The organism is Mesorhizobium sp. A556 (assembly GCF_054489545.1).
This window is the reverse complement of the sequence record NZ_JBTMXA010000001.1, coordinates 831,373-857,038: the sequence shown is the minus strand read 5'-3', so window position 1 is coordinate 857,038 and position 25,666 is coordinate 831,373. Positions and strand designations below refer to the sequence as shown.

The 25,666-nt window shown below is 62.3% G+C and carries 20 protein-coding genes, 1 tRNA gene and 2 pseudogenes; 14 read left to right on the top strand and 9 right to left on the bottom strand.

The window, feature by feature from the left end; all coding sequences use genetic code 11:
* Nucleotides 1-8: 8 nt before the first annotated feature.
* A complete protein-coding gene (gene aztB, locus ACX3P0_RS04310) occupies nucleotides 9-881 on the bottom strand; it encodes a zinc ABC transporter permease AztB (protein WP_459086761.1) in 873 nt (290 codons plus the stop codon).
* On the bottom strand, nucleotides 878-1,675 hold the full coding sequence (aztA, locus tag ACX3P0_RS04305) for a zinc ABC transporter ATP-binding protein AztA (RefSeq protein ID WP_459086872.1): 798 nt from the start codon (nucleotides 1,673-1,675) through the stop codon (nucleotides 878-880). Before aztA ends, aztB begins: the two co-directional genes overlap by 4 nt.
* Before the next feature lie 202 nt (nucleotides 1,676-1,877).
* Between aztA and ACX3P0_RS04300 the strand changes: the two genes are divergently transcribed.
* Both ACX3P0_RS04300 and ACX3P0_RS04295 read left to right on the top strand, forming a co-directional pair.
* A complete protein-coding gene (locus ACX3P0_RS04300) occupies nucleotides 1,878-2,222 on the top strand; it encodes a RidA family protein (RefSeq protein WP_459086759.1) in 345 nt (114 codons plus the stop codon).
* Between the two features lie 112 nt (nucleotides 2,223-2,334).
* A complete protein-coding gene (locus ACX3P0_RS04295; RefSeq protein WP_459086757.1) occupies nucleotides 2,335-2,922 on the top strand; it encodes a HutD/Ves family protein in 588 nt (195 codons plus the stop codon).
* Nucleotides 2,923-2,981: 59 nt separating this feature from the next.
* Here ACX3P0_RS04295 and ACX3P0_RS04290 read toward each other — a convergent pair whose 3' ends face one another.
* Nucleotides 2,982-3,146 (bottom strand): hypothetical protein, encoded by a 165-nt coding sequence (locus tag ACX3P0_RS04290; protein ID WP_459086755.1) that lies wholly within the window; start codon nucleotides 3,144-3,146, stop codon nucleotides 2,982-2,984.
* 28 nt (nucleotides 3,147-3,174) lie between these two features.
* Between ACX3P0_RS04290 and ACX3P0_RS04285 the strand changes: the two genes are divergently transcribed.
* From ACX3P0_RS04285 to ACX3P0_RS04275, 3 genes are all read left to right on the top strand, one after another.
* Nucleotides 3,175-11,787, top strand: a complete 8,613-nt coding sequence (locus ACX3P0_RS04285; RefSeq protein ID WP_459086753.1) for a GH36-type glycosyl hydrolase domain-containing protein — start codon at nucleotides 3,175-3,177, stop codon at nucleotides 11,785-11,787.
* Nucleotides 11,788-12,033: 246 nt separating this feature from the next.
* Nucleotides 12,034-13,815 (top strand): glucan ABC transporter ATP-binding protein/ permease, encoded by a 1,782-nt coding sequence (locus tag ACX3P0_RS04280; RefSeq protein WP_459086752.1) that lies wholly within the window; start codon nucleotides 12,034-12,036, stop codon nucleotides 13,813-13,815.
* 68 nt (nucleotides 13,816-13,883) lie between these two features.
* Complete coding sequence (locus ACX3P0_RS04275; RefSeq protein WP_459078714.1) at nucleotides 13,884-14,642, top strand: heme ABC transporter permease; 759 nt, start codon at nucleotides 13,884-13,886, stop codon at nucleotides 14,640-14,642.
* Between the two features lie 3 nt (nucleotides 14,643-14,645).
* On the opposite strand, the gene ACX3P0_RS04270 is transcribed toward ACX3P0_RS04275, so the two are convergent.
* Nucleotides 14,646-15,704: a D-TA family PLP-dependent enzyme gene (locus ACX3P0_RS04270; protein ID WP_459078715.1), complete on the bottom strand. Its 1,059-nt coding sequence runs from the start codon at nucleotides 15,702-15,704 to the stop codon at nucleotides 14,646-14,648.
* A gap of 174 nt (nucleotides 15,705-15,878) precedes the next feature.
* On the opposite strand from ACX3P0_RS04270, the gene ACX3P0_RS04265 reads away from it, so the two are divergent.
* Nucleotides 15,879-16,565 (top strand): D-lyxose/D-mannose family sugar isomerase, encoded by a 687-nt coding sequence (locus tag ACX3P0_RS04265; protein ID WP_459086751.1) that lies wholly within the window; start codon nucleotides 15,879-15,881, stop codon nucleotides 16,563-16,565.
* A 128-nt stretch (nucleotides 16,566-16,693) separates the two neighbouring features.
* Nucleotides 16,694-18,109: an MFS transporter gene (locus tag ACX3P0_RS04260; RefSeq protein ID WP_459086750.1), complete on the top strand. Its 1,416-nt coding sequence runs from the start codon at nucleotides 16,694-16,696 to the stop codon at nucleotides 18,107-18,109.
* Between the two features lie 15 nt (nucleotides 18,110-18,124).
* On the opposite strand, the gene ACX3P0_RS04255 is transcribed toward ACX3P0_RS04260, so the two are convergent.
* Both ACX3P0_RS04255 and ACX3P0_RS04250 read right to left on the bottom strand, forming a co-directional pair.
* On the bottom strand, nucleotides 18,125-18,841 hold the full coding sequence (locus ACX3P0_RS04255) for an RlmE family RNA methyltransferase (protein WP_459078718.1): 717 nt from the start codon (nucleotides 18,839-18,841) through the stop codon (nucleotides 18,125-18,127).
* Nucleotides 18,838-20,211, bottom strand: coding sequence for a Ppx/GppA phosphatase family protein (locus ACX3P0_RS04250; RefSeq protein WP_459086749.1), 1,374 nt, complete (start codon nucleotides 20,209-20,211; stop codon nucleotides 18,838-18,840). Before ACX3P0_RS04250 ends, ACX3P0_RS04255 begins: the two co-directional genes overlap by 4 nt.
* A 344-nt stretch (nucleotides 20,212-20,555) precedes the next feature.
* On the opposite strand from ACX3P0_RS04250, the gene ACX3P0_RS04245 reads away from it, so the two are divergent.
* A tRNA-Gln gene (locus ACX3P0_RS04245) sits at nucleotides 20,556-20,629 on the top strand.
* A gap of 162 nt (nucleotides 20,630-20,791) precedes the next feature.
* Here the strand turns inward: ACX3P0_RS04245 and ACX3P0_RS04240 are convergent.
* Nucleotides 20,792-21,328, bottom strand: a complete 537-nt coding sequence (locus ACX3P0_RS04240) for a DUF6680 family protein (protein WP_459086748.1) — start codon at nucleotides 21,326-21,328, stop codon at nucleotides 20,792-20,794.
* A gap of 137 nt (nucleotides 21,329-21,465) precedes the next feature.
* On the opposite strand from ACX3P0_RS04240, the gene ACX3P0_RS04235 reads away from it, so the two are divergent.
* A complete protein-coding gene (locus tag ACX3P0_RS04235) occupies nucleotides 21,466-21,810 on the top strand; it encodes a hypothetical protein (protein WP_459086747.1) in 345 nt (114 codons plus the stop codon).
* Between the two features lie 35 nt (nucleotides 21,811-21,845).
* Here ACX3P0_RS04235 and ACX3P0_RS04230 read toward each other — a convergent pair whose 3' ends face one another.
* The gene (locus ACX3P0_RS04230) at nucleotides 21,846-21,989 is read right to left on the bottom strand and encodes a hypothetical protein (RefSeq protein ID WP_459086746.1); all 144 of its coding nucleotides are present in this window, start codon (nucleotides 21,987-21,989) and stop codon (nucleotides 21,846-21,848) included.
* Between the two features lie 67 nt (nucleotides 21,990-22,056).
* Between ACX3P0_RS04230 and ACX3P0_RS04225 the strand changes: the two genes are divergently transcribed.
* The 3 genes from ACX3P0_RS04225 (at nucleotide 22,057) to ACX3P0_RS04215 (ending at nucleotide 23,902) form a co-directional block, all read left to right on the top strand.
* A complete protein-coding gene (locus tag ACX3P0_RS04225) occupies nucleotides 22,057-22,377 on the top strand; it encodes a PilZ domain-containing protein (RefSeq protein ID WP_459086745.1) in 321 nt (106 codons plus the stop codon).
* A 155-nt stretch (nucleotides 22,378-22,532) separates the two neighbouring features.
* Nucleotides 22,533-23,303: a hypothetical protein gene (locus ACX3P0_RS04220; RefSeq protein WP_459086744.1), complete on the top strand. Its 771-nt coding sequence runs from the start codon at nucleotides 22,533-22,535 to the stop codon at nucleotides 23,301-23,303.
* Nucleotides 23,303-23,902 (top strand): site-specific integrase, encoded by a 600-nt coding sequence (locus ACX3P0_RS04215; RefSeq protein WP_459086743.1) that lies wholly within the window; start codon nucleotides 23,303-23,305, stop codon nucleotides 23,900-23,902. The genes ACX3P0_RS04220 and ACX3P0_RS04215 overlap by 1 nt, the downstream gene beginning before the upstream one ends.
* A gap of 254 nt (nucleotides 23,903-24,156) precedes the next feature.
* Here ACX3P0_RS04215 and ACX3P0_RS04210 read toward each other — a convergent pair.
* Nucleotides 24,157-24,678, bottom strand: a pseudogene (locus tag ACX3P0_RS04210) (AraC family transcriptional regulator); the annotation flags it as partial.
* On the opposite strand from ACX3P0_RS04210, the pseudogene ACX3P0_RS04205 reads away from it, so the two are divergent.
* Nucleotides 24,661-25,254, top strand: a pseudogene (locus tag ACX3P0_RS04205) (SDR family NAD(P)-dependent oxidoreductase); the annotation flags it as partial. The pseudogenes ACX3P0_RS04210 and ACX3P0_RS04205 overlap by 18 nt on opposite strands.
* A gap of 16 nt (nucleotides 25,255-25,270) precedes the next feature.
* The gene (locus ACX3P0_RS04200) at nucleotides 25,271-25,666 is read left to right on the top strand and encodes a VOC family protein (RefSeq protein WP_459086741.1); all 396 of its coding nucleotides are present in this window, start codon (nucleotides 25,271-25,273) and stop codon (nucleotides 25,664-25,666) included.

The window sequence follows — 25,666 nt, the reverse complement described above, 5'->3', positions numbered from 1 at the left end:
GGGGTGGATCAGGCGGTTCTGTGGCGGTGGTGTATGCGGGCGCGAACGATACCGCGCGTGCCGAACAGGATCGACGCGAGGTAGACGACGCCCGCCGACAGGATGATGGCCGGGCCGGATGGCAGCGACGCATGGTAGGACAAAAGCAGGCCGGCGATGCAGGATGCAAAACCGATCAGCACCGCCAGCACGCACATCGGTTCGACGCGCGCCGTCCAGAAGCGGGCGCCGGCGGCAGGCAGGATCATCAGCCCGACCGACAGCAGCGTGCCGAGGGCCTGGAAACCGCCGACAAGATTGAGCACGACAAGGCCAAGAAAGATGAAATGCACCGGGCTGCCCAGCCGGCTGACCGAGCGCAGGAACAGCGGATCGAGGCATTCGGCCACCAGCGCGCGCCAGAACACGGCAAGGCTGGCGAGCGTGACCGCGACGATGCCGCCGATCAGCACCAGCGCTTCATTGTCGAGCGCCAGCACCGTGCCGAACAGGATATGCATGAGATCGATGCTGGAGCCGCGCATCGACACCATCAGCACGCCGATGGCCAGCGAGATGAGATAAAACGCCGCCATCGAGGCGTCTTCGCGCTGGACGGTGAAGCGCGAGACGGCCCCGGCTAGGAGGGCCACGATGACGCCCGCGATCAACCCGCCGACGGTCATCGGCAGGATGTCGAGGCCGTAGATCAGGAAGCCGGCGGCAGCACCCGGCAGGATGGCGTGCGACATGGCATCGCCCGCAAGGCTCATGCGTCGCAGCATCAGGAAAACGCCGACCGGGCAGGCGCCCAGCGACAGCATCAGCGAGCCGAAAAGCGCGCGCTGCATGAAGCCGAAGTCGGCAAAGGGCGCGACGAAAAGATCAAACAGCATGGTCATTCGGCCGCCCTGTGCTCGACGCCGTGGTGGTGATGGTCGTGCGCGTGGTCGTGCCCCTCGGATTCGGGCTCGCACCATGGCGCGTCGTCCTCCCAGGCCTCATGGAAGCGGCGCGCCCGCTTAAGGTTCGCGGGTTGCAACGTGGCCGACGTCTCGCCCCATGCCACCTTTTGACGGGCGAGCAGCATCGTTTCAGGAAAGTTCTGTCGCACAAGGTCGAGATCGTGGACCACGACGAGAACGGTGCGTTCCTCGCCATGCCAGCGCTTGATCAGCGCGACCAGATCGGAAACCGTCTTGCTATCGATGGCGTTGAACGGCTCGTCGAGCAGGATCAGGTCGGCATCCTGCACCAGCACGCGGGCAAACAACGCGCGTTGCAATTGCCCACCGGACAGCGTGTCGAGCGGGCGCTTCTCGAAACCGGTCAGACCGACCGCCGTCAGCGCCTGGCTGACCGCGTCGCGGTCATGGCGCGTGTGACGACCAAGCAGCCCACGCCGGGGCCACAGGCCGAGCGAAACCAGATCGACGACGCGGGCGGGAAATGACCGGTCGAGTTCCGATTGCTGCGGCAGATAGGCGATGCGCGTGCCCGATGCCCGCTCGATGCGGCCAGCCATGGGCTTCAGCACTCCGGCGATGCCCTTCATCAAGGTCGATTTACCGGAACCGTTCGCGCCGACAACCGCCGTCAAGGCGCCCTTGGCCGCGACGCCGCCGAGATGATGCACGGCGGGGTGGCTGGCGTAGCCGAGCGTGAGATCGTGAAAGGTGAGACAGGCTTCGGCCATCCGATCCGAGCTTTCCATGTGGGGTTCCGCCATTGCCGGCGTGGATCGGTTGGGTATGTGATGTTATTACATATGTCAATAAAGCGAACGGCGGAAAATGACCTGCGGAACGTTTTTGCCGCCCCGTGGATCAAAGGCGCGGACTTGCCCCAAGGCTACGGCGACTCTAAAGAGGCTGGACCGTCAACTGAAAGGAATTTTCATGAGCATTCGTCGTATCGATGTAGGCCCCCGGATGAGCGGTGCGGTTATCCATGGTAACACCGTGTACCTCGCCGGCCAGGTTGGCGAAGCGGGAACGTCGGTCGGGCAGCAGACAAAGGACATTCTGGCCACCATCGACGGCTTGCTGGCGAAGGCCGGCACCGACAAGACCAAAATCCTCCAGGCGATCATCTGGCTTGCCGACATGAGCACCTTCGCGGAAATGAACGCCGAGTGGGACAAGTGGGTGCCGCAGGGCAACACGCCGGCGCGCGCCACCGGCGAAGCCAAGCTTGCCACGCCGGAATACAAGGTCGAGATCATCATCACGGCCGCGATCTGACTAAAGCATCGGACCGAAAAGTGGTTACCGGTTTTCGGAAAATCCGATGCTCAAACAAAGAGATAGAGCGGACGACCGAATTTATCCGGGCGTCCGCCGCAGGCTGACTCTCATGCGCGTTCTTCGTACCCAGGACTACCGTGAAATGCCGTGGAAGAACGGCGGCGGGACGACGACGGAAATTTTCGTCTCGCCCGCCGGTGCCGGCATGGACGATTTCGACTGGCGTATCTCCATGGCGCGCGTAGAAGCCGGCGGGCCATTCTCACTGTTTGCCGGCATCGACCGCACGCTTTCCATATTGGAAGGCGAGGGGATTGTGCTGAGTATCGGCGGCGGGATTCCGATCGAGCTCACCGCCCGGTCGGAGCCGTTGCCTTTTGCGGCCGACGAGGAAACTCATGCCGTCCTCATCGGCGGGCCGGTGACCGACCTCAATATGATGACAAGGCGCGGCCGGGCCACCCATACGGTCGAACGGATAACGGTTACCGAGCCTGTTGAAATCGCGCCGGACGATGGCACGACCCTGCTTTTTTGTGCCCAGGGCCAACTCCGCGTGCCGGGCGAAAGCCCGATCGTGCTCGGTCCGCGCGACACCCTGCTGGTGGGCGAGCGGGCACGGCCGATTCTGCTTGAGCCGGAGCGGGAGGCGGTAGCGTTCCTCGTCACGATCTCGGGTAGCGGCCGCATCCGTTAGCGCCGGTTTCAAGGTGTTTTCGGCTACCGCGTTCAAATTCGGCACGCCGGCCTCCCACATCACGAAAAAGCCAGAATCCTTGCCTCTCGCTCGGCGCGGAGATGGAACAAAACCCGCGCTTGCAGGTTGTCGAACAGGCTACGACTGCTATGGTCATGGATCGCCACCGGTTTTACCGTGTGCGATAGTTTCAGCTTGGAAATATACAGCAGCGGCAATGCCAAGACAGCGTGCTGCCCCATGGAATTTTGAATGAACATACAGTCCAGCCTTGCCAAAACGGATAAGACAATCGCCGCAAAGGCTGCCGCCGCCAAATTTGACCCCGTGAAGGCCGGTGCGAATTTCCCCGCTGATGTCCAGGAACCGATCCGCTCTCCGTTCCTGGACGAGGATCGCCTGCGCGCGCTGGGCGAGAGCCTTGCCAAAGGCGAAGTAGCCGATCTGCCGACCTTGCAGCCTTTCGATTTTCAGGCCCGCATCCGCGAGAGTGCGCGCAAGATCCTCGAAGTCTATCGTTCGACGAACGCGGCGCAGGGCAGGGGTGAAACGGTTACGCCGGCGGCGCAATGGCTGCTCGACAACAATTACCTGGTCGAAGAAACCATTTTTCAGATCAAGCGCGACCTGCCGCGCCGCTTCTACCGCCAACTGCCGACCTTGCAGCTTGCCGACGGAACCAGCGTGCCGCGCGCGCTTGTCATTGCATGGGCCTATGTCTCCCATTCGGACAGTTCCGTTGCCGCGCAGACGTTCAAGGTCATCGTCGAGGGGTTCCAGTCCATCGAGCCGATGAAGATCGGCGAGATATGGGCGCTGCCGTCGCTGCTGCGTTTCGTGCTGGTGGAGAATCTCCGCCGCCTGGCCGTGCGGGTCAACCGGTCGCACGACATGCGCCAGATCGCCAATGACGTGGCCGACCGCGTGCTGGCCTCCAAGGAGGACGACGATGCGGCAATCCTGTCTCCCTACGGCGTTCATGCGCAGGACACGACCTTTGCCACCCAACTGCTCTATCGCCTGCGCGACGGGTCGCAGAATTCCGGCAAGGCGCTTGAGTGGCTGGAGGGAGAACTTGAGAAATCAGGTTCGGACGCCGAAGAAATCATCATCGGCGAGCATCAGACGCTGTCCAGTGGCAACGTAACCACCGGCAATATCATTCGCGGCCTGCGCCTTATCAACGATGTCGACTGGACCGACTGGTTCGAAGGTGTGAGCCGCGTCGATGCGCTGTTGCGCGAGCGCACGGATTTCGATGCGCTCGACTTCGCATCGCGCGACCAGTACCGCCAGTCCATCGAGGATCTGGCGCGCCGCTCGAGCCTGTCTGAATACCGCGTGGCGGAATTGGCCACCGAAATGGCCGGAGCTACCGAGCCGCTGGATAACCAGGAAGGGCCGGAGGCGGGCATTGTCGACGGCAAGCACAGCGATGTCGGATTTTTCCTGGTCGGGCCGCGCCGACGGGAACTGGAACGGTCGATCGGCTACCGTGCCGGCATCGCGCTCAGGTTTGGCCGGGCATTCCGCAAGACGGGCTGGCTCGGCATCGTTCTTCCGGTGTTCGCGCTGACGGTCCTGTTGCTCGGTCTCGCCGGTGACGCGCTCCAGCCGCTTTTGCCATGGCCGGCGATCGTGCTGATGCTGGTTCTGTTCGCCGTGCCGGCGAGCGAAGGCGCGCTGGGCTTCTTCAATACCGTGGTTCTGCTGTTTTTGAAGCCGACAAGGCTTGTCGGCTATGAATTCAAGGGTGGCGTGCCTGCGGCCGCGCGCACGCTGGTGGTGGTGCCTTCGCTGATCGGCTCGCGTGACGATGTCGAGGAAAACATCCGCAACATCGAGGTTCATCACCTCGCCAATGTGTCGGACGAACTCTATTTCGCGCTGCTTTCCGATTGGCCCGACAGTTCAAGCGAAGTCGATCAGGGCGACATCGAAATCCGGGACTTCGCGAAGGCCCAGATCGCCAAGCTGAACGCGCGCTATCCGAGCGAAGGCGCGCCCCTGTTCCATCTGTTGCACCGGCGCCGGCTCTACAACGCCGCTCAAGGATGCTGGATGGGTTGGGAACGCAAGCGTGGCAAACTGCATGAGCTGAACCTGCTCCTGCGCGGCGACAGCGACACCACCTTCATGCCGCTGGAGGCGCCGCTACCGGAAGACGTCGTCCATGTGATGACGCTCGACGCGGATACCCGCACGACCCGCGATGCGGTCGCGCGACTGGTGGGCAAGCTGTGCCATCCGCTCAACCGTCCGCATTTCGATAGTGCGCGCCGCGAAATGACCGCCGGCTACGCCATTCTTCAACCGCGCATCACGCCCTCGCTGACCTCAGGCGACGAGGCTTCCTTTTTCCAGCGCGTGTTTTCCGCCAGCCGTGGGCTGGACCCTTATGTCTTTGCCGTTTCAGACCTCTATCAGGATCTGTTCGGAGACGGTTCCTTCACCGGCAAGGGCCTCTATCATATCGATGCGTTCGAAGCGGCCTTGAAGGATCGCATCGACGAAAACACCATTCTCAGCCACGATCTGCTCGAAGGTTCGCTGACGCGTTCGGCGCTGGTAACGGATGTCGAACTGGTCGAAGACTATCCGACCCGCTATTCCGTCGATGCGTCGCGCCAGCACCGCTGGGCGCGCGGCGACTGGCAGTTGCTGGGCTTCATCTTCAATCCACGGTCCGGCGTTCCGGCGCTGTCGCGCTGGAAGATGATCGACAATCTGCGCCGCTCGCTCACGCCGATCTTCTGGGTCATGGCGGCGATTGCCGGCTGGGCGCTGCTGCCGTTCACGCAGGCAGCGCAATGGCAGGCGCTGTTGATCCTCAGCCTGTTCATGGCTCCGACCTTCGACATCGTCAATTCGATCTTGCCCAAGACCCGCGACGCGACCGCGCGCGGGCATTTCTCGGCGCTCGCGCATGACGTTGCCTTCGGCACGGCCATGGTCGCGCTGAAGATCGTCCTCATGGCGCACAGCGCCTGGATGATGGGCGATGCGATCGTGCGCACGCTGTATCGGCTTTTCGTCAGCCGCAAGAACATGCTCGAATGGCGCACCGCCTCGCAGGCGCAAAAGAGCAGCGGCAACGACCTCGGCTCCTATTACGCCATGATGCATGGCGCGGTCGTCGTGGGTCTGGTCGGCCTTGCCATCCCCGTGCTCGCCGATTCCACCGGCGCGTTCGTTGCGTTCTTCTTCGCCTTGTTCTGGATCGGTTCGCCGGCCTTCGCCTGGGTCATCAGCCGTTCGGCCGAAACCGAAGACAGGTTGCGCATCTCGCCCCGCGACATCCATGCGCTGCGCATCGTGGCGCGCCGCACCTGGCATTATTTCGAAACCTTCGTCACCGCCGACGACAACCATCTGCCGCCGGACAATTTCCAGGAAAGCCCGGCCCCCGTGGTCGCCCACCGGACGTCGCCGACCAATGTCGGCGTCTATCTTCTGTCCGTGGTGTCGGCGCGCGATTTCGGCTGGATCAGCCTGTCCGATGCCGTCAACCGCATCGATGCGACGATGACCACCATCGAAAGCATGCCGCGCAGCCGTGGGCATCTCTTCAACTGGTACGACACGGTGACGTTGAAGCCGCTCTATCCGCTTTATATTTCCAGCGTCGACAGCGGCAATCTTGCGGGGCATCTCGTGGCGGTCGCCGCTACATGCGCCGAATGGGCCGAAGCGCCCTCCGTTCACCTGCAGGCCGATTTCGAGGGCATCCTCGACACGGTCGCCATTCTCGACGAAAGCCTCGACGAACTTCCCGACGACCGTCGCCAGTTGCGTCCGCTTCGCCAGCGCCTGGCCGACCGTCTCGACGGCGTGCGCCGCGCGGTCCAGACGATCAAGGCGCAGCCGGAAATGGCCTCGATCCGCACCATCAACCTGACGGTGCTGGCCGGCGAAATCCGCAAGCTTGCCGCCGCCATTCATACGGAGGCCGGTTCTGCCCGCAGCAATGTGATCGTGGACTGGGCCGCCCGGCTCGAAGCCACCTGCGAAGCCCATGTCCTCGACGCCCATAGCGACGATGCGGCCATCGCGGCCTTGCGGGTCAAGCTGCTGGAACTGCGCGAGCGCACGCGCCGCTTCGCCTTCGAGATGGATTTTTCCTTCCTGTTGCGGCCGGAGCGCAAGCTGTTGTCGATCGGCTACCGGGTGGAGGAGCATCAGCTCGATGAAAGCTGCTACGATCTTCTGGCATCCGAAGCGCGCCTGACCAGCCTGTTTGCCATCGCCAAGGGCGACCTGCCCACCGAACACTGGTTCCGTCTCGGCCGCCCGATCGTCGAGATCGGCTTCCAGGGCGCGCTGATGTCGTGGTCCGGCTCGATGTTCGAATATCTGATGCCGCCCTTGGTGATGAAGGAGCCGCGCGGCAGCATCCTCAACCAGACCAGCAAGCTCATCATCAAGCGGCAAATCCAGTATGGCGATTCGAAGAACGTTCCGTGGGGCATTTCGGAAGCCGCCTACAATGCGCGCGACCGCGAACTGACCTATCAATACACGAACTTCGGCGTACCCGGTCTTGGCCTGAAGCGCGGTCTTGGCCAGAACACGGTGATCGCGCCTTACGCCACGATCCTGGCGGCCCAGTTTACCCCGCGTGAATCGGTCGCCAATCTTGAGCGCCTGAAAAGCATCGGCGCGCTTGGGCCGCATGGCTACTACGACGCGGTCGACTTTACGCCGCAGCGCGTGCCGGAAGGCAGCGACCATGCCGTCGTGCACAACTACATGGCGCACCATTCGGGCATGTCGATTGCAGCCGTTGCCGACGCGATTTTCGAAGGCCGCCTGCGCGACCGATTCCACAGCGATCCGGTTATCGAATCGGCCGAATTGTTGCTGCAGGAAAAGGCGCCTCGCGAAATTCTTGCGGCTGCCGTACGAACCGAGGCCGATGAGCGGACCGCCAAGGCCGAAACCGAGGTACAGAGCCCGGATACCCGCATCATCCTCAATCCGCCGCGGGCGCTTCGCTCGACCAGCCTGATGTCGAACGGCCGCTATTCGGTGATGCTGACGGCAACCGGCTCCGGCTACAGCCGTTGGGGCGAAGTGGCGGTAACCCGCTGGCAGCCGGACCCGACCGAGGACCGACTTGGCACCTACCTCTTCCTGCGCGATGCGGATACGGGCGACTGGTGGTCGGCTACCACGGAGCCGAAAGCCGCTCCCGGCGAATTGGCCCATACGCATTTTTCCGACGACAAGGCGAGTTTCGTCAAGACGGTGGGAACGCTGCGCTCCGAGGTCGAATGCATCGTCGTGTCCGAAGGTAATGGCGAGGGCCGCCGCATTACGCTCTACAATGACGGCCCGATCGACCGCCATATCGAGGTCACTTCCTTCGCCGAACTGGCGTTGGCGCCGGAAGCCTCCGACAATGCCCATCCCGTCTTCTCGAAAATGTTCGTGGAGACGGAAATTGCGGCGGACAACGGTGCGATCTTCGCGGTTCGGCGCAAGCGCGAAACGAGCGAACAGGACATAGCCGCCGCGCATTTCGTCACCGATCCGTCGGGCCTGTCGCGCGATACCGAGGCGGAAACCGACCGCCGCGCCTTCATCGGGCGAGGGCGCACCATCGCCGATGCGGCCGCGTTCGACCGTGGCGCCAAGCTGGGCGGGCATGACGGGTTCACGCTCGACCCCGTCGCGTCGCTTAGGCGGCACGTACGCGTCCCCGCCAACAAGAAGACCTCGCTGACATTCTGGACGGTTGTGGGCGCGAACCGCGCCGAGATGGAATCAGCGATTGCCCGGCTTGACCACCCGGAAAGCTTTTCGCGCCAGTCGATGCTTGCCTGGACGCGGTCGCAGGTGCAGACGCGCCATCTTGGCCTCAGCCTTGCCGATGCCGCCAATGTCCAGAAACTGGCGCGCTACCTCATTTATCCCGACGCCTTCCTGCGCCTGCCTGCGGATGCCATCGTCTCTGGTCTCGGCAAGCAGTCGGGCCTCTGGCCGACCAGCGTTTCCGGCGACTATCCGATCTTCGCCATCCGGATTTCGGATATTGCCGACATCGAGATCGTCGCCCAGGCGCTGCGCTTTCAGGAATATATGCGCGCGCGCGGCCTGATGGCCGATTTCGTCGTCATCAACGAGCAGGCGTCCTCCTATGTGCAGGATTTGCAGCAGGCGATCGAGACGCTGTGCGAGAACAGCCGGCTGCGCGGTACCGAACTCGGACCGCGCCAGCATATCTTCGCCGTGCGCCGCGACCTGATGGACGAGGGCACCTACAAGACTCTGCTGGCGGTTGCCCGCGTCGTGCTGCACACCCGCAATGGCACCATCTTCGACCAGATCGAGCGCGCGGAAACGGCCGCCCTGCAGGAAAGGGACACGCTGGCGCTGCAGGATGCGGCGCAGTCGGCCGGCATCGCCTTGCCGGCGCCAAAGCAACGAGCAAAGTTTGACGATCGCTCAGCAGACGGTTCCGGATTGAGCAATTGGAACGGCTTTGGCGGGTTCGAGGGCGACGGGCGGCATTATGTGGTGCGCCTGACCGGCCACCGCGTGACGCCGCAGCCATGGATCAACGTCGTATCCAACGCCTCGTTCGGCTTCCACACATCGGCGGAAGGCGCGGCCTTCACCTGGAGCCGCAACAGCCGCGACTACCAGTTGACGCCGTGGTCGAACGATCCGGTGACGAACCGGCCGGGCGAGGGCATCTATATTCACGACCTTGCCAGTGGCGAAGCGTTCTCGCCGATTGCGGCCGTCGTGCGCGACCCGGCAGTGACTTACGAAACGTGGCACGGCCAGGGTTTTTCGACGTTCAGGGCCACGCGTGGCCCGCTGGAGATGGACCTCACCCACGTCGTCGATCCGGTCGACCCGATCAGGATTTCCAGGCTGCGCATCCGCAATACCGGCTCTGTGGCGGCCAGGCTGCGGATTTACGCCTATGCCGAGTGGGTGCTGGGCGGCCATCGCTCAAAAACGGCCTCCACCATCGTTCCCTCAAGGGACGAAGCGACGGGTGCCTTGCTGGCGCAAAACCCCTACGGGCTGGACTATGGCGACCGCATCGCATTTCTGGCGAGCGACCGTAAACCAGATTCGATGACGGCGGACCGCGAGGAATTCCTGGGCCGTCATGGCAACACCGAGACGCCTGATGCCGTTCTGTCCGGAGCTATCCTCTCCGGGCGCATCGAAGCGGGCGACGATCCGTGTGCGGCGATTGCCCGCGACATCGAGATACCGGCCGGCGGCGATGTCACGCTGCTTTGGCTGATGGGCGATGCCGCGTCCGCCGAGGAGGCCTCAGCGCTCGTCCAGCGTCATCGTGAAAAGGACTTCGACCAGCGCCTCGGCGACAATGAGCGCGCGTGGCGCGGCTTTCTCGATACGATCCAGATCGAGACGCCGGACAAGGCGATGGACGCCATTGTCAACCACTGGCTGCCCTATCAGAGCCTGGCCTGTCGCATTCGCGCGCGTTCGGCGTTCTACCAGGCGAGCGGCGCCTATGGCTTCCGCGACCAATTGCAGGACACGATGGCGATGCTATCGCACGACCCTGCCCTTGGGCGCGAGCAGATACTCAATGCGGCCGGGCGGCAATTTGCCGAGGGCGATGTCCAGCATTGGTGGCTGCCGCGCACCGGCGCTGGCGTGCGTACCATCATTTCGGACGATGTTGTCTGGCTTGCGCACGCGGTCGCCCGCTACATCACCGTGACCGACGACAAGGCGATCCTCAAGGAACAACTGCCCTTCATCGAGGGGCAGGCGCTGGCCGAGGGCGAACACGATGCGTTTTTCGTGCCGACGGTTTCGGACAAAAAGGTCTCGCTCTACGAGCATTGCGCCCGCGCGCTCGACCTTGCCATCAAGCGCAGCAGCGCGGGTGGCCTGCCGCTGATACTCGGCGGAGACTGGAACGACGGCATGAACCGTGTCGGCGTCGAGGGTAAGGGCGAGAGCGTCTGGCTCGGCTGGTTCCTGCTCGCGACGCTCGGCGATTTTGCGGCGATCGCCAAGGCCGAGGGCGATACCAAGCATGCCCAGGCATGGGAGAAGCATGCGCGCACCCTGAAGCGGGCGCTTGAGAATACCGCGTGGGACGGCCAGTGGTATCGCCGTGGCAGCTTCGACGACGGTACGCCGCTCGGCTCGCACGCTTCCGACGAGTGCAAGATCGATTCCATCGCTCAGTCATGGAGCGTTCTGTCGGGCGAGGGCGATCCGGCGCGCTCCCGCACGGCCCTGGAGCAGGTGATCGAGAGGTTGGTCGATGATGAACTGAAGATCGTCAAGCTGTTCACGCCGCCTTTCGCCAATACCGAGAAGGATCCGGGCTACATCAAGAGCTATCCGCCCGGCGTGCGCGAGAACGGCGGCCAATACACCCATGCCGCGACTTGGTTCGTCATCGCCCTTGCCGAAATGGGCCGAAACGACGACGCCTATCGCTGCTTTTCGATGCTCAATCCAGTCAATCATGCGCTGGATGAGGCGGCGGCCGAGCACTACCGCGTCGAGCCTTACGTGGTCGTTGCCGACGTCTATGCGGAAGATGGCAAGGGCGGGCGCGGCGGCTGGACCTGGTACACCGGGTCCGCCGGCTGGCTTTATCGCGCCGCCGTGGAAGGCATCCTCGGCATCCAGCGCCACGGAAAGAAGGTGGAGATCGCTCCAAGGATTCCCAGCCATTGGGATGGGTACTCCGCGACGCTCAAAATGTCGGGCTGCGAGTGCAGGATCAAGATCGTGCGCGACAAGGCCGTCAAGACGGTCACGCTTGAAAAGGGCGGCGTGAAACAGAAGGGCGCATCGTTTGAACTGAAGGACGGCGCCACAATTGAGGTCGTCGTCAAAATCCCCGCCTGAGGCAGGGCGCGGGGGCCGGTTGATTAAATAAAGGCAGCGGTGCGCCTCTGCCTTTATTTTGCCGCACGGCTGACGTTTTGCCTGTCTTCTCAATCCGTTAGATGATCACGCCAGATTTCGATCCGTTGTCATGTTTTGTTCGAAGATTCGGAACGGAAGGGTCTCGCGGCCATTGTTTTGCACGCCTTCTATCGGTACCTGTCTGCCAGATCGAAGCGCCAGCAATGATTTCGGTGGAGTAGGCGAGTGTCCCTTCTGCAAATCTACTTGAGAGCACTGGGTTATCTTGCTTCGGACAAGAAGCGCGTAGCCTTCATTTGTGCAGCCAATGTAACCCTGGCTATCATAACCATCCTTGAGCCCATCATGTTCGGCCGCGTTATCGACGCGATGTCGGATCGCCGTGACGTCGTGCCGACGCTGGTGCTGTGGGCCGGTATCGGTATCTTCAACATCATCGCTTTCGTCTGGGTGGCGCGCGGGGCGGACCGTTTTGCGCATGCAAGACGCGGCGAACTGCTTTGCCAGTCCTTCGAGCGCGTCATCACGATGCCGCTTTCCTGGCACCAGCAGCGCGGCACCTCCAATTCCTTGCATACGCTGTTGCGCGCAATCGAAGCGCTGTTCAGCCTGTGGCTCGAGTTCATGCGCCAGCATCTCTCGGCGGCGGTAGCCCTTTGCCTGCTCGTTCCCACCGCGCTCAACCTCGACGTCCGCATGGCGGCCGTGCTCCTGGTCCTCGGCGTTGTCTATGTCGGCGTCGGCCGGCTGGTGATGCGCAAGACCAAGGTAGGCCAGGCCAATGTGGAGCGGCATTATCATCAGGTCTTCGGCCATGTGACCGACTCCGTCAGCAACGTTTCGGTGCTGCAGAGCTACAACCGGATCGGCCTGGAGGCGGCGACGCTGCGCCAGCATGTGCGCAATCTGCTCAGCGCCCAGAACCCCGTGCTCGACTGGTGGGCCATTGCCAGCGCCCTGCAGCGGCTGTCCTCGACCATCTCGATGATGGTGGTGCTGCTGATCGGCGCTTATCTGGTGACGCACGGCCAGTTGCGCATCGGCGACGTGGTTGCCTTCACGGGCTTCGCCACGATCCTGATTGCCCGGCTCGACCAGATTTCGGCCTTCGTCAATCAGATTTCCGACGCCCGCGCCAAGCTTGAAGAGTTCTATAAGCTGGAAGATTCCGCGGTGGACGCCGCCGAGCCGGAAGGCTTGCGCGAACTTGGTCCGGTTACCGGCCACATCCGCTTTGAAGATGTGTCGTTTGCCTTCCCGAATTCCGGCCAGGGTCTCTGCGACGTCTCTTTCGAAGTGCAGGCGGGGCAGACCATCGCCATCGTCGGCCCGACCGGCGCCGGCAAGACGACCGTCATCAACATGCTCCAGCGCGTTTTCTCGCCGGACAGCGGGCGCATCCTCATCGATGGCATCGATACCCGCACGGTGACGCGCAAGTCGCTTCGCCATTCGATTGCCACCGTGTTCCAGGATGCCGGCCTGCTCAACCGGTCGATCGAGGACAACATCCGGGTTGGCCGCGCCGACGCCACCTATGACGAGATTCACGCGGCGGCGGAGGCCGCATCCGCGCAGGAATTCATCCTGTCGAAAGGCGGCGGCTACGACACGCTGGTCGGCGAACGTGGCGGCCAGCTTTCCGGCGGCGAACGCCAGCGCATCGCCATCGCCCGCGCGGTCCTGAAGAACGCTCCGATCCTCGTTCTGGACGAAGCGACCAGTGCGCTCGATGTCGAGACGGAGGACCGCGTCAAGGAAGCCATCGACGTGCTTCGGCGCGATCGCACGACCTTCATCATCGCCCACCGTCTGACCACGGTGCGCGACGCCGATCTCGTCGTGTTCATGGACAAGGGCCGGATCATCGAGATGGGCGGCTTTGCCGAACTGTCGCTGCGCAATGGCCGCTTTGCTTCGCTGCTGCGCGCGGGCGGCCTGCTCAACGACGAGGAAGTCCGCCGCCTGAGCCGCATTTCGCCGCCCGTCGCGGATGCGGCAGCCTGACGGCCGGTTCGGCCTGCGACATCGAAGCTCGATTGCCGCAGCCGCCGCGCCGGTCTATGTAAAGTCGCATGAGCGACACGAGCGAGCGCCCCACGACCTGGACCGACCTTGCCAATCCGACGCGTTTCGTCGGGCTGGCCGACAGGCTTGTTCCGTTTCTGGCGGGCCTGTCCGCAATTATCCTGGCGGTCGGCCTTTATATGAGTTTCGCCGCGCCGGAAGATTTCCAGCAGGGCATCACCGTTCGCATCATGTACATCCATGTGCCGTTCGCGTGGCTTGCCATGCTCTGCTATTCGCTGATGGCGGCGTCGGCGCTCGGCACGCTGGTATGGCGCCACCCGCTGGCCGATGTGGCGTTGAAGTCGGCAGCGCCCATCGGCGCGGTTTTCACGGCGCTGGCGCTGATTACCGGCTCGATCTGGGGCAAGCCCATGTGGGGCACCTGGTGGGTGTGGGATGCGCGGCTGACATCGGTGTTCGTCCTGTTCCTGATGTATCTCGGCATCATCGCGCTGACGCGCGCGCTGGACGACGCCGGGCGCGCCGCATGGGCGGCGGCGGTCATCACGCTGGTCGGCTTCATCAACATACCGATCATCAAATTTTCGGTCGATTGGTGGAACACGCTGCACCAGCCGGCTTCCGTGTTCCGGCTGGACGGACCGACCATCGATCCCAGCCTTTTGTGGCCGCTGCTGGTCATGGCAGTCGGCTTCACGGTGCTGTTCTTCGCGCTGCACCTGACGGCGATGCGCACGGAAATCAGAAGGCGGCGCGTCGCCGCCATGCGCCGCATCGCGGCGCGCAGCGCCGAGCGCCGATAGTCATCACGCCATAAGTCCGCGCGCTGCCACCGGCAGCGTTTCCACCACCGTTTCACCGGAAATAAGGTGAACCTTGTCGAACAGGTTCACCACGACGCAGCAATGGTCGGGCACGATGCGCACCTGCTCGCCGATGCGAAGATCGGCATTGCCTGCAAGCAGCAATGTGCCATGCTCTTCGCTCAACCCGCTGACGGTCGCGCCTGGCATGTCCAGCACCTCGCCGAAATCGGAAAGCCCGAGTGTGTCGCTGGAAAGCGCCTTGCTGCCGGCGTCCATGATGGCGCGGGTCGCGGTCGGATGGCTAACGACGGTGGCCAGCACCGTCAATGCGCAGTCGTCCAGCGTGGCCGCCCCATGCGCGATCTGATAGCGATCCATGTAGATGTAGGTGCCGGGGCGGTACTCGGTAATGACCGTGTCATCGCCCGCGCGCCACATATCAGGCGTGCCGCCGCTGGAAATGCGCGCGCAGGCATGGCCATCCGTCGCCAGAGCGTCGCGCGCGGCCCGTAGCCACGCTTCTGCCTCGTCAGGCCGCCCGGCGGCGGGAAATGTCATCAGACCGCCGAAGGAAAGGCCCTTCGACGCTTCGATCCGGCGCGCGAGTTCGACCGCCTCCACAGCCGTCTGGACGCCGCAGCGGCCTCCGCCGGTATCGCATTCCACCAGAACCTCTAGCCGGTGCCCGGCATCACTGAAGGTCGAGGAAAGCCCCGCGAGCACCTCCGCATTGTCCACGGTGACCGAGAGCGTGATGCGCCGATGCAAGGCAAGCAGCCGCTCCAGTTTCGATTTGCCCAGGATGTTATAAGGCAGGAAAATATCGGTAAGCCCTGCATCCGCCATCACCTCGGCCTCGCCGATTTTCTGGCAGGTTATGCCCACCGCACCGGCGGCAACCTGCTTTTTCGCCCAATACGGTAATTTGTGCGTCTTGATGTGCGGCCGAAGCTTTTGGCCATGCCGGTCGGCATGGGCCTGCGCCCGATCGATATTGGCCTGCGCCCGATCGATGTCGATGAGGACGGATGGGGTATCGAGGTCGTAAATGCTGGTCATGTCTTGCCACCGTTAAAACCCCGAGGTTTATGGCGCAGATCCCGCCTCGTGTCACGCCACCGGGAGCGCGATCCTGCCGTCCTACATCCTGCTGGCCGGATCGACAGGAGATCGGCATTCGTCTATGCGGATTGGACGAGCGGTCACCCAATTCGGCTCCGGGAGAGCACGGCCATGAAGCGTTCCGACATCAACACGATCATTCGCGAGGCGGACGCTTTTATCCGTTCGTTCGGTTATGTCATGCCGCCCTTCGCCTATTGGACGCCGGACGAAATGAAGGCGCGCCGGCAGGAATCCGCCGGCATTTTCTCTTCGCGGCTCGGTTGGGACATCACCGACTACGGCCAGGGCAAGTTCGAGGAACTTGGCCTGTTCCTGTTTACCGTGCGCAATGGCCGTTTCGAGGACATGAAGAAGGGCGCCGGAATGCTCTACGCGGAAAAGATCATGATTTCCCGCAAGGACCAGCTTTCGCCGATGCACCGCCACGTCATCAAGGCCGAAGACATCATCAATCGCGGCGGCGGCAAACTTGTGCTGGAGCTGTTCATGCCAGATGCCGATGGCGGCATCGATCCCAAGGCGGAGGTTTCCGTTCCGGTCGACGGCACCATTCGCAAACTACCGGCAGGCGGCTTGCTGAAGCTCGATCCGGGCGAGAGCGTGACCCTGCTGCCGGGCGTCTGGCATGCGTTCTGGGGCGAGGGGAGCGACGTGCTCATCGGCGAGGTGTCCACCGTCAATGACGACCTGACGGACAATGTTTTTCGCGATCCCATCGGACGGTTTTCGGATATCGAGGAGGATGTCGCGCCCTTGCATCTGCTCGTTTCCGACTACGAGCGCTGGGTGGGTTAGACCGCAGGTTCTTCGTGTTCGCGCAAATGTGACAGGGTACATGCGCGACATTGCCGAGGCCGCATGATAACCGCGCTCTCGCGTTGGTGGTCCGGTCGACGGCCTGCCTCCGAAACTGGGATACGTTCGTGAACCGCATCGTCCCACTTGTCCTCGCAGTCGCCCTGTTCATGGAGAACATGGATTCGACGGTTATCGCGACCTCGCTGCCGGCGATCGCCATCGATATCCAGAGCAGCCCTATCGCGCTGAAGCTTGCGCTTACCGCCTATCTGGTGTCGCTGGCGATTTTCATTCCCGTCAGCGGCTGGATGGCCGACCGCTTCGGCGCGAAGAATGTGTTCCGCACCGCCATCGTCGTGTTCATGGTCGGGTCGGTTGCGTGCGCCGCGTCGAACTCGCTGGCCGCCTTCGTGGTGTCGCGCTTCCTGCAGGGCATGGGCGGCGCCATGATGACGCCGGTGGGCAGGCTGGTGCTGGTGCGCGCCACGCCCAAGAGCGAACTGGTCGCGGCCATGTCGTGGCTCAGCATTCCGGCCCTTGTTGGCCCGCTGGTAGGCCCGCCGGTCGGCGGCTTCATTACCACCTATTTTTCCTGGCACTGGATATTCCTGATCAATGTGCCGATCGGCATCATCGGCATCTGGCTCGCCACGCGGTACCTGCCGAAGACGCCGTCCATGACCATGCCGCGCCTGGATGTGCCCGGCTTCGTCTTGAGCGGGGTAGCGGCGTCGGGCGTGGTATTCGGCCTGTCGGTCATGGGGCTGGCGGCCTTGCCGCCTTATGTCGGGATCGTCACCACCCTTGTCGGCCTGGTGTCCGGCGCGGCCTATCTGTTTCATGCGCGGCGCGCGCCAAACCCGCTTCTGGACCTCAGCCTTTTCCGCAACCAGGTGTTTCGGACTTCCGTGCTCGGCGGCGGCCTGTTTCGCATCGGCATCGGCGCCGTACCGTTCCTGCTGCCGTTGATGCTGCAGATCGGATTTGGGCTGACGCCCTTCCAGTCGGGCATGATCACCTTCGTTTCGGCCATCGGTGCGATGGGCATGAAGCTTGCCACGACATGGGTTTTCCGGATGGCGGGTTTTCGAAAAGTGCTGGTGTTCGGCTCGCTGATATCCGCCGCGTCCGTCGGCGCGAACGGCTTTTTTACGCCCGAAACGCCCTATGCGCTCATCCTCGTCATATTGCTGGCCGGCGGCTTCCTGCGCTCGATGTTCTTTACCGGCATCAATGCGCTGACCTATGCCGAGATTTCATCCGAAGATACCAGCAAGGCAACGCCGATCGCAGCCGTTGGGCAGCAATTGTCCATCGCCCTCGGCGTCGCTGTTGCCGGCGGTATCCTGGAAGCGTCGACGCATTTTCACGGCGCTTCGCTGACGCTTGCCGATTTTCACATCGCATTCTTCATTGTCGCCGGCATATCTGCGTTGGCGGCAATCTGGTTCGTGCGCTTGGCCCCGGACGCCGGCAGCGCCGTATCCGGTCATGGCGCTCGTGCCGCCAGGTCGCTCGAACCTGAAACGCCTTCGGCCTGAACGGACCTGTCGCGATCAGGCAGTTTCGGGCGGCGTACGGCCCTTGAATTCCTTGGCCAGCAGATAGAGTTCGACCGATTCCTCGCGCGATGCCGGCGGCTTGACGTGGTGCACCGAGCGGAAATTCTTCTTCAGCAGCGCCAGCACCTCGTGCTCGGTGCCGCCCTGAAACGTCTTGGTCAGGAAGTGACCGCCGGGCCGCAGCACGGAGATGGCGAAATCCGCGGCCACCTCGCATAGATGTTCGGTGCGGATGTGGTCGGTCCTGCGATGTCCCGTGGTGGGGGCCGCCATGTCCGACAGCACCACGTCCGGCTCGCCGCCCAGCGCCTCGATCAAGCGCGAAGGGGCGGCATCGTCGAGGAAATCCATTTCCAGCACGACCGTTCCGGGAACCGGATCCATGCCGAGATAGTCGATGCCGACGACATGCGGCTTTTCGGCAGTCGAGTTCGTGCGCGCCGCGGCGACCTGGCACCAGCCGCCGGGTGCGGCACCCAGGTCGATGACCTTCATGCCGGGCTTCAGCAGATGATAACGGTCGTCGATCTCGATCAGCTTATAGGCCGCGCGCGACTTGTAGCCATCGGCCTTGGAACGCTGGACGTAAGGATCGTTCATATGGCGCTCCAGCCAGCGCCGCGAACTTTCCTTCAAGCCGCTCTTTTTCTTGATGCGCGTTTTCATGACGCGCATGCCGGCGGTCGTCGGCTTCTCAGGTTTCTTGGTCATGACCGATATCCACCGCGCCAGTTGTTGCGCCACACGCCGTCATCGGCCATCAATTCGCTCAAAATGCCTTCGCGCAACCCGCGGTCGGCAACGCGCAGGCGCTCCGAAGGCCATACGGCGCGGATCGCTTCGAGAATGGCGCATCCGGCCAGCACGAGATCGGCCCGGTCCGCGCCGATGCACGGATTGGCGACGCGCTGCTGAAAATCCCAGCCGACCAGCCGGTCGACCATAGCATCTACGCTGTCGCGATCCATCCACAACCCGTCGACGCGGCGGCGATCATAGCGTTCGAGGTCGAGATGAACGCCGGCCAGCGTCGTAACCGTGCCGGAGGTGCCAAGCAGGTGGAATTTCGATCCTGCCACGACATGCTTCAGGCGGTCGCGCCCCTCGAAGGCGTTGAGATGCGTCGCGACATCGTCGACCATCGCGGCAAAGGTTTCGCGTGTGACCGCACGGCCACCAAAGCGCTCGGCAAGCGAGACGACGCCGACGGGTAGCGACGTCCACGACACGATGTTGTTGGCAAGGCGCTGCGAGCGACGGCCGGAAAGATCGATGAGCGCGATTTCGGACGAACCGCCGCCGATGTCGAACAGGACGACGCCTTGCGTATCCCGCTCAATCAGCGAGCCGCAGCCCGAAACGGCCAGCCGGGCTTCCGTCTGCCGGTCGATGATCTCCAGCTTGAGGCCGGCTTCGCGCTCGACGCGCTCGACGAATTCAAAACCGTTATGCGCGGAACGGCAGGCCTCGGTGGCAATGAGCCGCGCCCGCCGGATCTTGCGATGGCTGAGCTTGTCGCCGCAGATTTTCAAGGCCTCGACGGCGCGGTCCATGGCGACGTCAGCCAGCCTTCCGCTCGCGGTCAACCCTTCGCCCAACCTGACGATGCGCGAAAACGCGTCGATGACGCGGAACTGACCGTAGCGGGTGGGCACGGCAACGAGCAGGCGGCAATTGTTGGTGCCGAGATCGAGCGCGGCAAATATCGGCAATTCCTGTGCCACCGGGCGCGGACGGTGCGGCTCGGTCTGGGCGGATGCAGCCGGCGGTGCGGCATCGACGGGCCGTGGCGCGGCAGGCTGGATCGTTGCCGAGGCAACAGATGTCGGGCCGGAAGCGGCTTGGCCGGGCAGGGCGCTTCCATCGCGCGCAAAAACCTTGCGGCCGCGCTTGCGTTTGCGCCGCTTCTTGCCCCGGTGGGATTTATTCGGGTCCTCCGCAGCCCCGTTTCCGGGCATGGCCGCCGCGATTTGGCACGGCGGACACGTTGCGGGCGAGTCCCCCTTGCCGTCGCCGGGCATGGGGGAACTGCTGGACACGCTTGGCGCCGGCGCTTCGGCGCCGGTGTCGCGGTCTTTCACTGTCGTTCCTTCCAGCGCCGCGCGAACCGTTGCCGGGACGCTGCACGCGCACAAGTATTTCTACGTTGGCGACAGATTAGCAGCGCCGTGCTGGATCACCAAGAGCGCGCGGCGCAAAAAAAAACGCTTCGCTTTTTTCCGCTGGCCAAGCCTTGGACCGGAAGCGTCAGGGGATTGCAGTTCGACCGACGATGTTTCGTCCCAATTGAAACGGCGAGCAGGCTTGACTATTTTGCGGCGGTAGCTACAAGGCAGCGCAGAAACGGGATCGCTTCCGCAAGGCAGCCGACCGAAGTTTACCGCTCGGTCCGCTCGTTTCACCATGCGCATGCACTAGCGCCTCTTGGGGAATAGGTTAACGGTAGACCCACGGACTCTGACTCCGTTAGTCCTGGTTCGAATCCAGGTTCCCCAGCCATCGCGTTTTTCATAACAAAATCAACCACTTAGAAAATCTCGTTAGCAGCGTTCGTTAGCACCTTTTGTTAGCTCGCGAGCCTGTGGAAATCGGACGAGATGCCAGCCGAGTAGCCGCGACGCCGAAAGCCGCGATTAAGACTAGGAGGGTCAGTCTTTAGCGTTAGGTCTGTTCGCCCTCTATTTTTGGGGGAGTATTGGGCAATATGGGAAGGACCGTTAGTGCTGTTTTCCCTTCAAGCAGGTTCAATGCAGCGATTTGGGCACGATTCTTGAGAGTCTCTTCATCCCGCCAGCCCTGCGGTGCATACGCACCCTTAAGAATTTCGAGGTCATCGATTCCGACTCTCACGGCCCTGCCGATCTCGCGGATTAACTCTGCCCTGACCGTTTCCATGCGATCAAGTAACCGCGCCTTGGTATCGAGGTCTTGGCTAAGCCATTGCGGATCATCAAACACGTCCATAAGGGCTCGCCGACGGCTCATAACCTTCGTGTTTTTAAAAAAATGGACCGGGATTAGATTTAGTGCGTTTACAAAATCCGGCGAAGTGCCGTGACGACGCCACATAACTAACGAGCGAAAAACATCAAACCGGCTTTGATAGCTTCGGTCGCGAGCCTGATACCAAAGAGTGATCGCGACAGCCGCGACAGGGCCGATTACGATTGCTGAAATATCCCACCAATGGCTGAACACTATCCATTCCCCCTCACAACGAATGGTTCGATCATCAACCGAGTCGGCGAAATAGAAAAGGCACGGTGTGAGCCGCCTTGACAGGTGTGGCGGATGGATGATCCGTTGCTGGTGGGCAATTCACTTGGGGACTCATTTTGAAAAAGCTGACTATCGTTGCGGCGGCGCTTGCGCTTGCCGGGACAGTTATTAGCGAACCCAATAAGGCGCTATCTCAAGATAGCATCGATCTTTATAACGCAGCCGGTATGGTCACTTCTGATCAGCTTTGCGGGACCGCATGGCAAGCTGATGGGCATCTTGATAAAGCGGTGACTGAAATCGCGCTAAAAATGAAACTCTCGAAAGATTCAGTGCGGCAAAGAACTAGTGAAATGTCAGCCAAACAAATCAAAGACATACATGCTAAGGGGAAACCCATAGAAAAACTCTGCGGTCAGCTTTGGGCCTTATACGCCCCTCAATACAGCCCGCCACAATGAGCGCGGGATTCTCATAGATAGGCGAGAATCGGACGTTAAACCAGCAAACAGCCGAACGCGCCTAGCGCGAAGAACACGACAAGCGCGAGCAATGTCAGCCGGCCCGACCAGCCTATATCCGGGGTGTATTCGGGCCGCTTGTCGCCACCGGCGTAGCGCCCGCACTTTATCTTAGCCACTGCTCCCCTGCAATCTTGGCACGAATCCTGCCTCGTGGACTCTGCTAAAGCATGGAGAGACAGCCTTATGACAGATATCGTTCGCGAATTTCGTATGCATGCGCAGGGTGAGAAGCGCGTGGAAAGCCGTCAGCGCGCGCTGAAGCGCGGTGTTCTGACCTTTTTCGGCGGCTACTGCACCTGCGAGGCTACAGTTCGGAGCCTGTCCCCAAGTGGGGCAAGGCTGGATTTCGATGACACAGATGGTGTCCCGGAAGTTTTCAGTCTAGCCGTTGGGGAAGGAAACGTGGTGCGTATGGCAAGAGTCCGCTGGCGGTCTCAGCACTCGCTCGGCGTGCAATTCATTAACGCGGATGCCCGCGTTCACGAATCGGCATTTGGTGGGTGAGCGCCGGCATCGCATCGCGCCTCATCCAGATCGCCATGGTTGCTTCTATTAACGTCGCTGTGGCCAGCTATGTTGGGAAGAAGACGGCAGCTAAGATCGAAACGATCTACGCTCACATTGTTAGGGAATTCGAAGCTGCAACAAGGTAGTTCGACGTGCAGGTTAGCGAGAATGTCTGGCAAGATGAGCTAAAGTCCGAATCTCCGCCGCCGTCCCATGTCGCGGCGCCGGTCGACGTTCCTGCCGTCGCGCCGCCCCCAACTTCGGCCAAGAGCAAAGGTCGCAAAGACTTGTCGCTTTCCGATTTCGACGAGGAACTCGAAAAGCTGATCGCGAACCACAAGGACGATTGGGAAGAGGACACTGCGTCCGACGTTCGCGTCCTCGTCGGTATCTTCCGTGGCATCCTCGAAGAACATGGCGTGACGCATTCAGGCGAAATCACCCAGGAGCATGTCTCGGCGCTGCGTCAGCACTTCAATCACATCGTGCCCACCTGGGGGCGAAGCCCCCGGCTGCGCAGCCTCTCCCCGCGTGAGCTGCGGGACGAGAGCCGTCGGCGCGCCGAAGAAGCCGAGAAAGTTGGCAAACCCCTCCGGCTAGGTCTGTCAGCGGCGACTGTCCGTTGGCACCTGGGTAATCTCGACCATTTCCTCAAGCACCTGCGGTCGTCGTATTTCACTGTGCCCGAATGGACCTTCGAGGCATTGCGCCCGCGGAAGCCGCCAAAGGGCGAAGTCAGGCTGCAGCAGGTCAAGCCGGGTCCCGACGTCGTCCGCCCGGTCTTCGACATGCCGATCTTTACGGGTCGCCGTAGCGCAGAAGAACCGGAGATCGCGGGGGACCTCGTCTTCCACGGCTCCCTGTATTTCCTGCCGATGCTCTACACCTATCTGGGCCCGCGTCGGAAGGAATTTGCGGGCTGATGGTGGACGAGATCGTGCAGACCGATGGGCGCTGGGCGATCCAGATCAAGCGGAATGAGCTTCGGCGCATCAAGAACGCGCAGTCGCATCGTCTGCTGCCCGTGCCGAGCGAGCTCCTGCGCCTGAATTTCATCGAGTATGTCGAGCGACTCAAGGAGTTGGGCCACCGTCGGCTGTTCCCGGAGCTGTTCTCGCCATACCTTAAGCGCAATGACCCAGGCGACCGCTTCTACAAGGACTTCGTCCCGATCGCGAAGCGCCAGCTCCCGAACGGCCTGTGGGAACGGCCGTTACATGCCTTGCGCCACGGCTTCGCAAGTATCCTGAAGCAGGCGGGCGTTTCCGACGGCGTGATTGAGGATCTGGCCGGGCGGCTGGGCGAGAGCGAGACATCGACACGTTATACGAATCCTGCAGGACTGGCGCTGCTGCAGTTGATCATATCGCGCTATCCGGTAATCACGGAGCACCTCGAGCCGAAGCCGATCCGCCTGCTTCCGTGGGTAGAGAAGAAACTGCCGCCGCCTTGGGCCGGCAAGTCGAGCGGCGAGAGGTTTGGCGACAAGCGAGGGCGTCGACCGAAGAAGAAGCGGAACTGAGCCGGATATCCTGCCGCACATGGCTGGGCGGGGATGCGTGGCGGCTAGGCAAAGTTTGCCTGCTATCGGACTAGTCACACAACTGGCCGGATGTGACGGCAGCTTCGCGCCCAATATCGGCCGTACGAGTAAGCTTTTCCGTTGCCCGAAAGCAGACATCGGGCGAACACGGCTGCCTTCCGAAGGAGGTGCGGGGTGCGACCCTGCGGCAGAAGTATGCAGGAGCACACTCCCGTGAAATCTTTGCGGTCCCTTTAGGCTGCAATCCCTCGCAACCGAACGACATCCCTGGACGGCGGGAGGCCGAAGTGTCGCGCGTATTCCCGGCTGAACTGGTTCGGGCTCTCGTAGCCGACGCCGAACGCCACCGAGGTTGCATTGCCTTCTCCCGCCATCAGCAAGCCGCGCGCGTGGAGCAGGCGAACCTGCTTCTGATACTGGAGCGGGCTCAGCGCCGTCACGGCCTTGAAGTGACGATGGAAGGCCGAAACGCTCAGCGCCGCCATTTCCGCCAGGGCCTCCACCCGCAAAGGTTTGGCAAAGTTCTCGCGGATCCATTGTATCGCCACACCGACCCGCGAGATCGCGGCGTCCGGGGCTACGATGTCGCGCAGCATCCAACCCAATGGCCCCTGCAACACGCGAAACAGGATCTCCCGCTCGTAGGCAGGAGCCAAAGCATTGATCTCGTCAGGACGGGCCATCAGTCGCAGCATGCGAATCCAGGCGTCCAGTAGCTCTCCGCCTACCGCAGCGACGGAAAAGCCGTCGCGCTGAAGCTTGATGTCGGCAACAGCCAGTCGTTTCCGGAATTCCGCGATGCCGTCAAAGCGCAACTTGAGGTGGTCTGGGGCAGGCAGACTTTCGACTTTCTCGTCAACAATGCCGGATATGGTCTCTACGCACCGTTCCCCACGGTGACGGAGGAGCAGTTCGACGGCCTGTTCACCGTGCATCTGAAAGGTCCGTTCTTCCTGACGCAGATCCTTCTTCCGCTGATGGACGACGGCGGCCACATCATCAACATGACCAGCGCCACGTCGCGGGTGGCGACGGCCGGCGTCGCGCCCTACGCTGCTTTCAAGGGCGGCCTTGAGGTGTTGACCCGCTACATGGCGAAGGAGTTTGGCGAGCGGCGGATCAGGGCAAACTCCATTGCACCCGGAGCGATCCGGACAGAGCTTGGCGGCGGACTGAACGACGAATTCGAGGCGCTGCTCGCGGGGCAGACCGCACTCGGCCGCGTCGGTGAACCCGAGGAGATCGGCGGCGTCATTGCCAGTCTGCTGTCGGAGGAAAACCGCTGGATCAATGCCCAGAACATCGAAGTCGCGGGCGGCTACATCATCTAGAGAACAGGAGAGCACAATGCTCGACCACGTTTTTATATCGGTCAGCGACATCGACCGCTCGATCGCCTTCTACGAGAAGGCCCTTGCGCCACTCGGCATCAATCATGCGGTCGACTACGACGGCAAAGACGGTCCTCCAGGCCACCCCGACCTCAAGGGTTTCGGAGCGAACGGCCGGGTATTCTTCTGGCTTCGCGAAGGCGTGGTTGAAGGCCGCGCCGCGCATGTCGGCTTCGTCGCCGGTGGCAAGCTGGAAGTCGACGCAGCCTATGCCGCCGCTATGGCTGCCGGTGCGACGGAAATCCATCCCCCGGGACCGCAGCTTCACTACGACCGCCGTTACTACGCGGCTCAGGTTCGCGACCCCGACGGCTACAGCCTCGAATTCGTCTACAAGGAATGGCAGCACTGA

Coding starts and splice junctions, on each gene's coding strand:
- aztB (WP_459086761.1), bottom strand. CDS start 881: ATGACCATGCTGTTTGATCTTTTCGTCGCGCCCTTTGCCGACTTCGGC.
- aztA (WP_459086872.1), bottom strand. CDS start 1,675: ATGGCCGAAGCCTGTCTCACCTTTCACGATCTCACGCTCGGCTACGCC.
- ACX3P0_RS04300 (WP_459086759.1), top strand. CDS start 1,878: ATGAGCATTCGTCGTATCGATGTAGGCCCCCGGATGAGCGGTGCGGTT.
- ACX3P0_RS04295 (WP_459086757.1), top strand. CDS start 2,335: ATGCGCGTTCTTCGTACCCAGGACTACCGTGAAATGCCGTGGAAGAAC.
- ACX3P0_RS04285 (WP_459086753.1), top strand. CDS start 3,175: ATGAACATACAGTCCAGCCTTGCCAAAACGGATAAGACAATCGCCGCA.
- ACX3P0_RS04275 (WP_459078714.1), top strand. CDS start 13,884: ATGAGCGACACGAGCGAGCGCCCCACGACCTGGACCGACCTTGCCAAT.
- ACX3P0_RS04270 (WP_459078715.1), bottom strand. CDS start 15,704: ATGACCAGCATTTACGACCTCGATACCCCATCCGTCCTCATCGACATC.
- ACX3P0_RS04265 (WP_459086751.1), top strand. CDS start 15,879: ATGAAGCGTTCCGACATCAACACGATCATTCGCGAGGCGGACGCTTTT.
- ACX3P0_RS04255 (WP_459078718.1), bottom strand. CDS start 18,841: ATGACCAAGAAACCTGAGAAGCCGACGACCGCCGGCATGCGCGTCATG.
- ACX3P0_RS04225 (WP_459086745.1), top strand. CDS start 22,057: ATGACAGATATCGTTCGCGAATTTCGTATGCATGCGCAGGGTGAGAAG.
- ACX3P0_RS04215 (WP_459086743.1), top strand. CDS start 23,303: ATGGTGGACGAGATCGTGCAGACCGATGGGCGCTGGGCGATCCAGATC.
- ACX3P0_RS04200 (WP_459086741.1), top strand. CDS start 25,271: ATGCTCGACCACGTTTTTATATCGGTCAGCGACATCGACCGCTCGATC.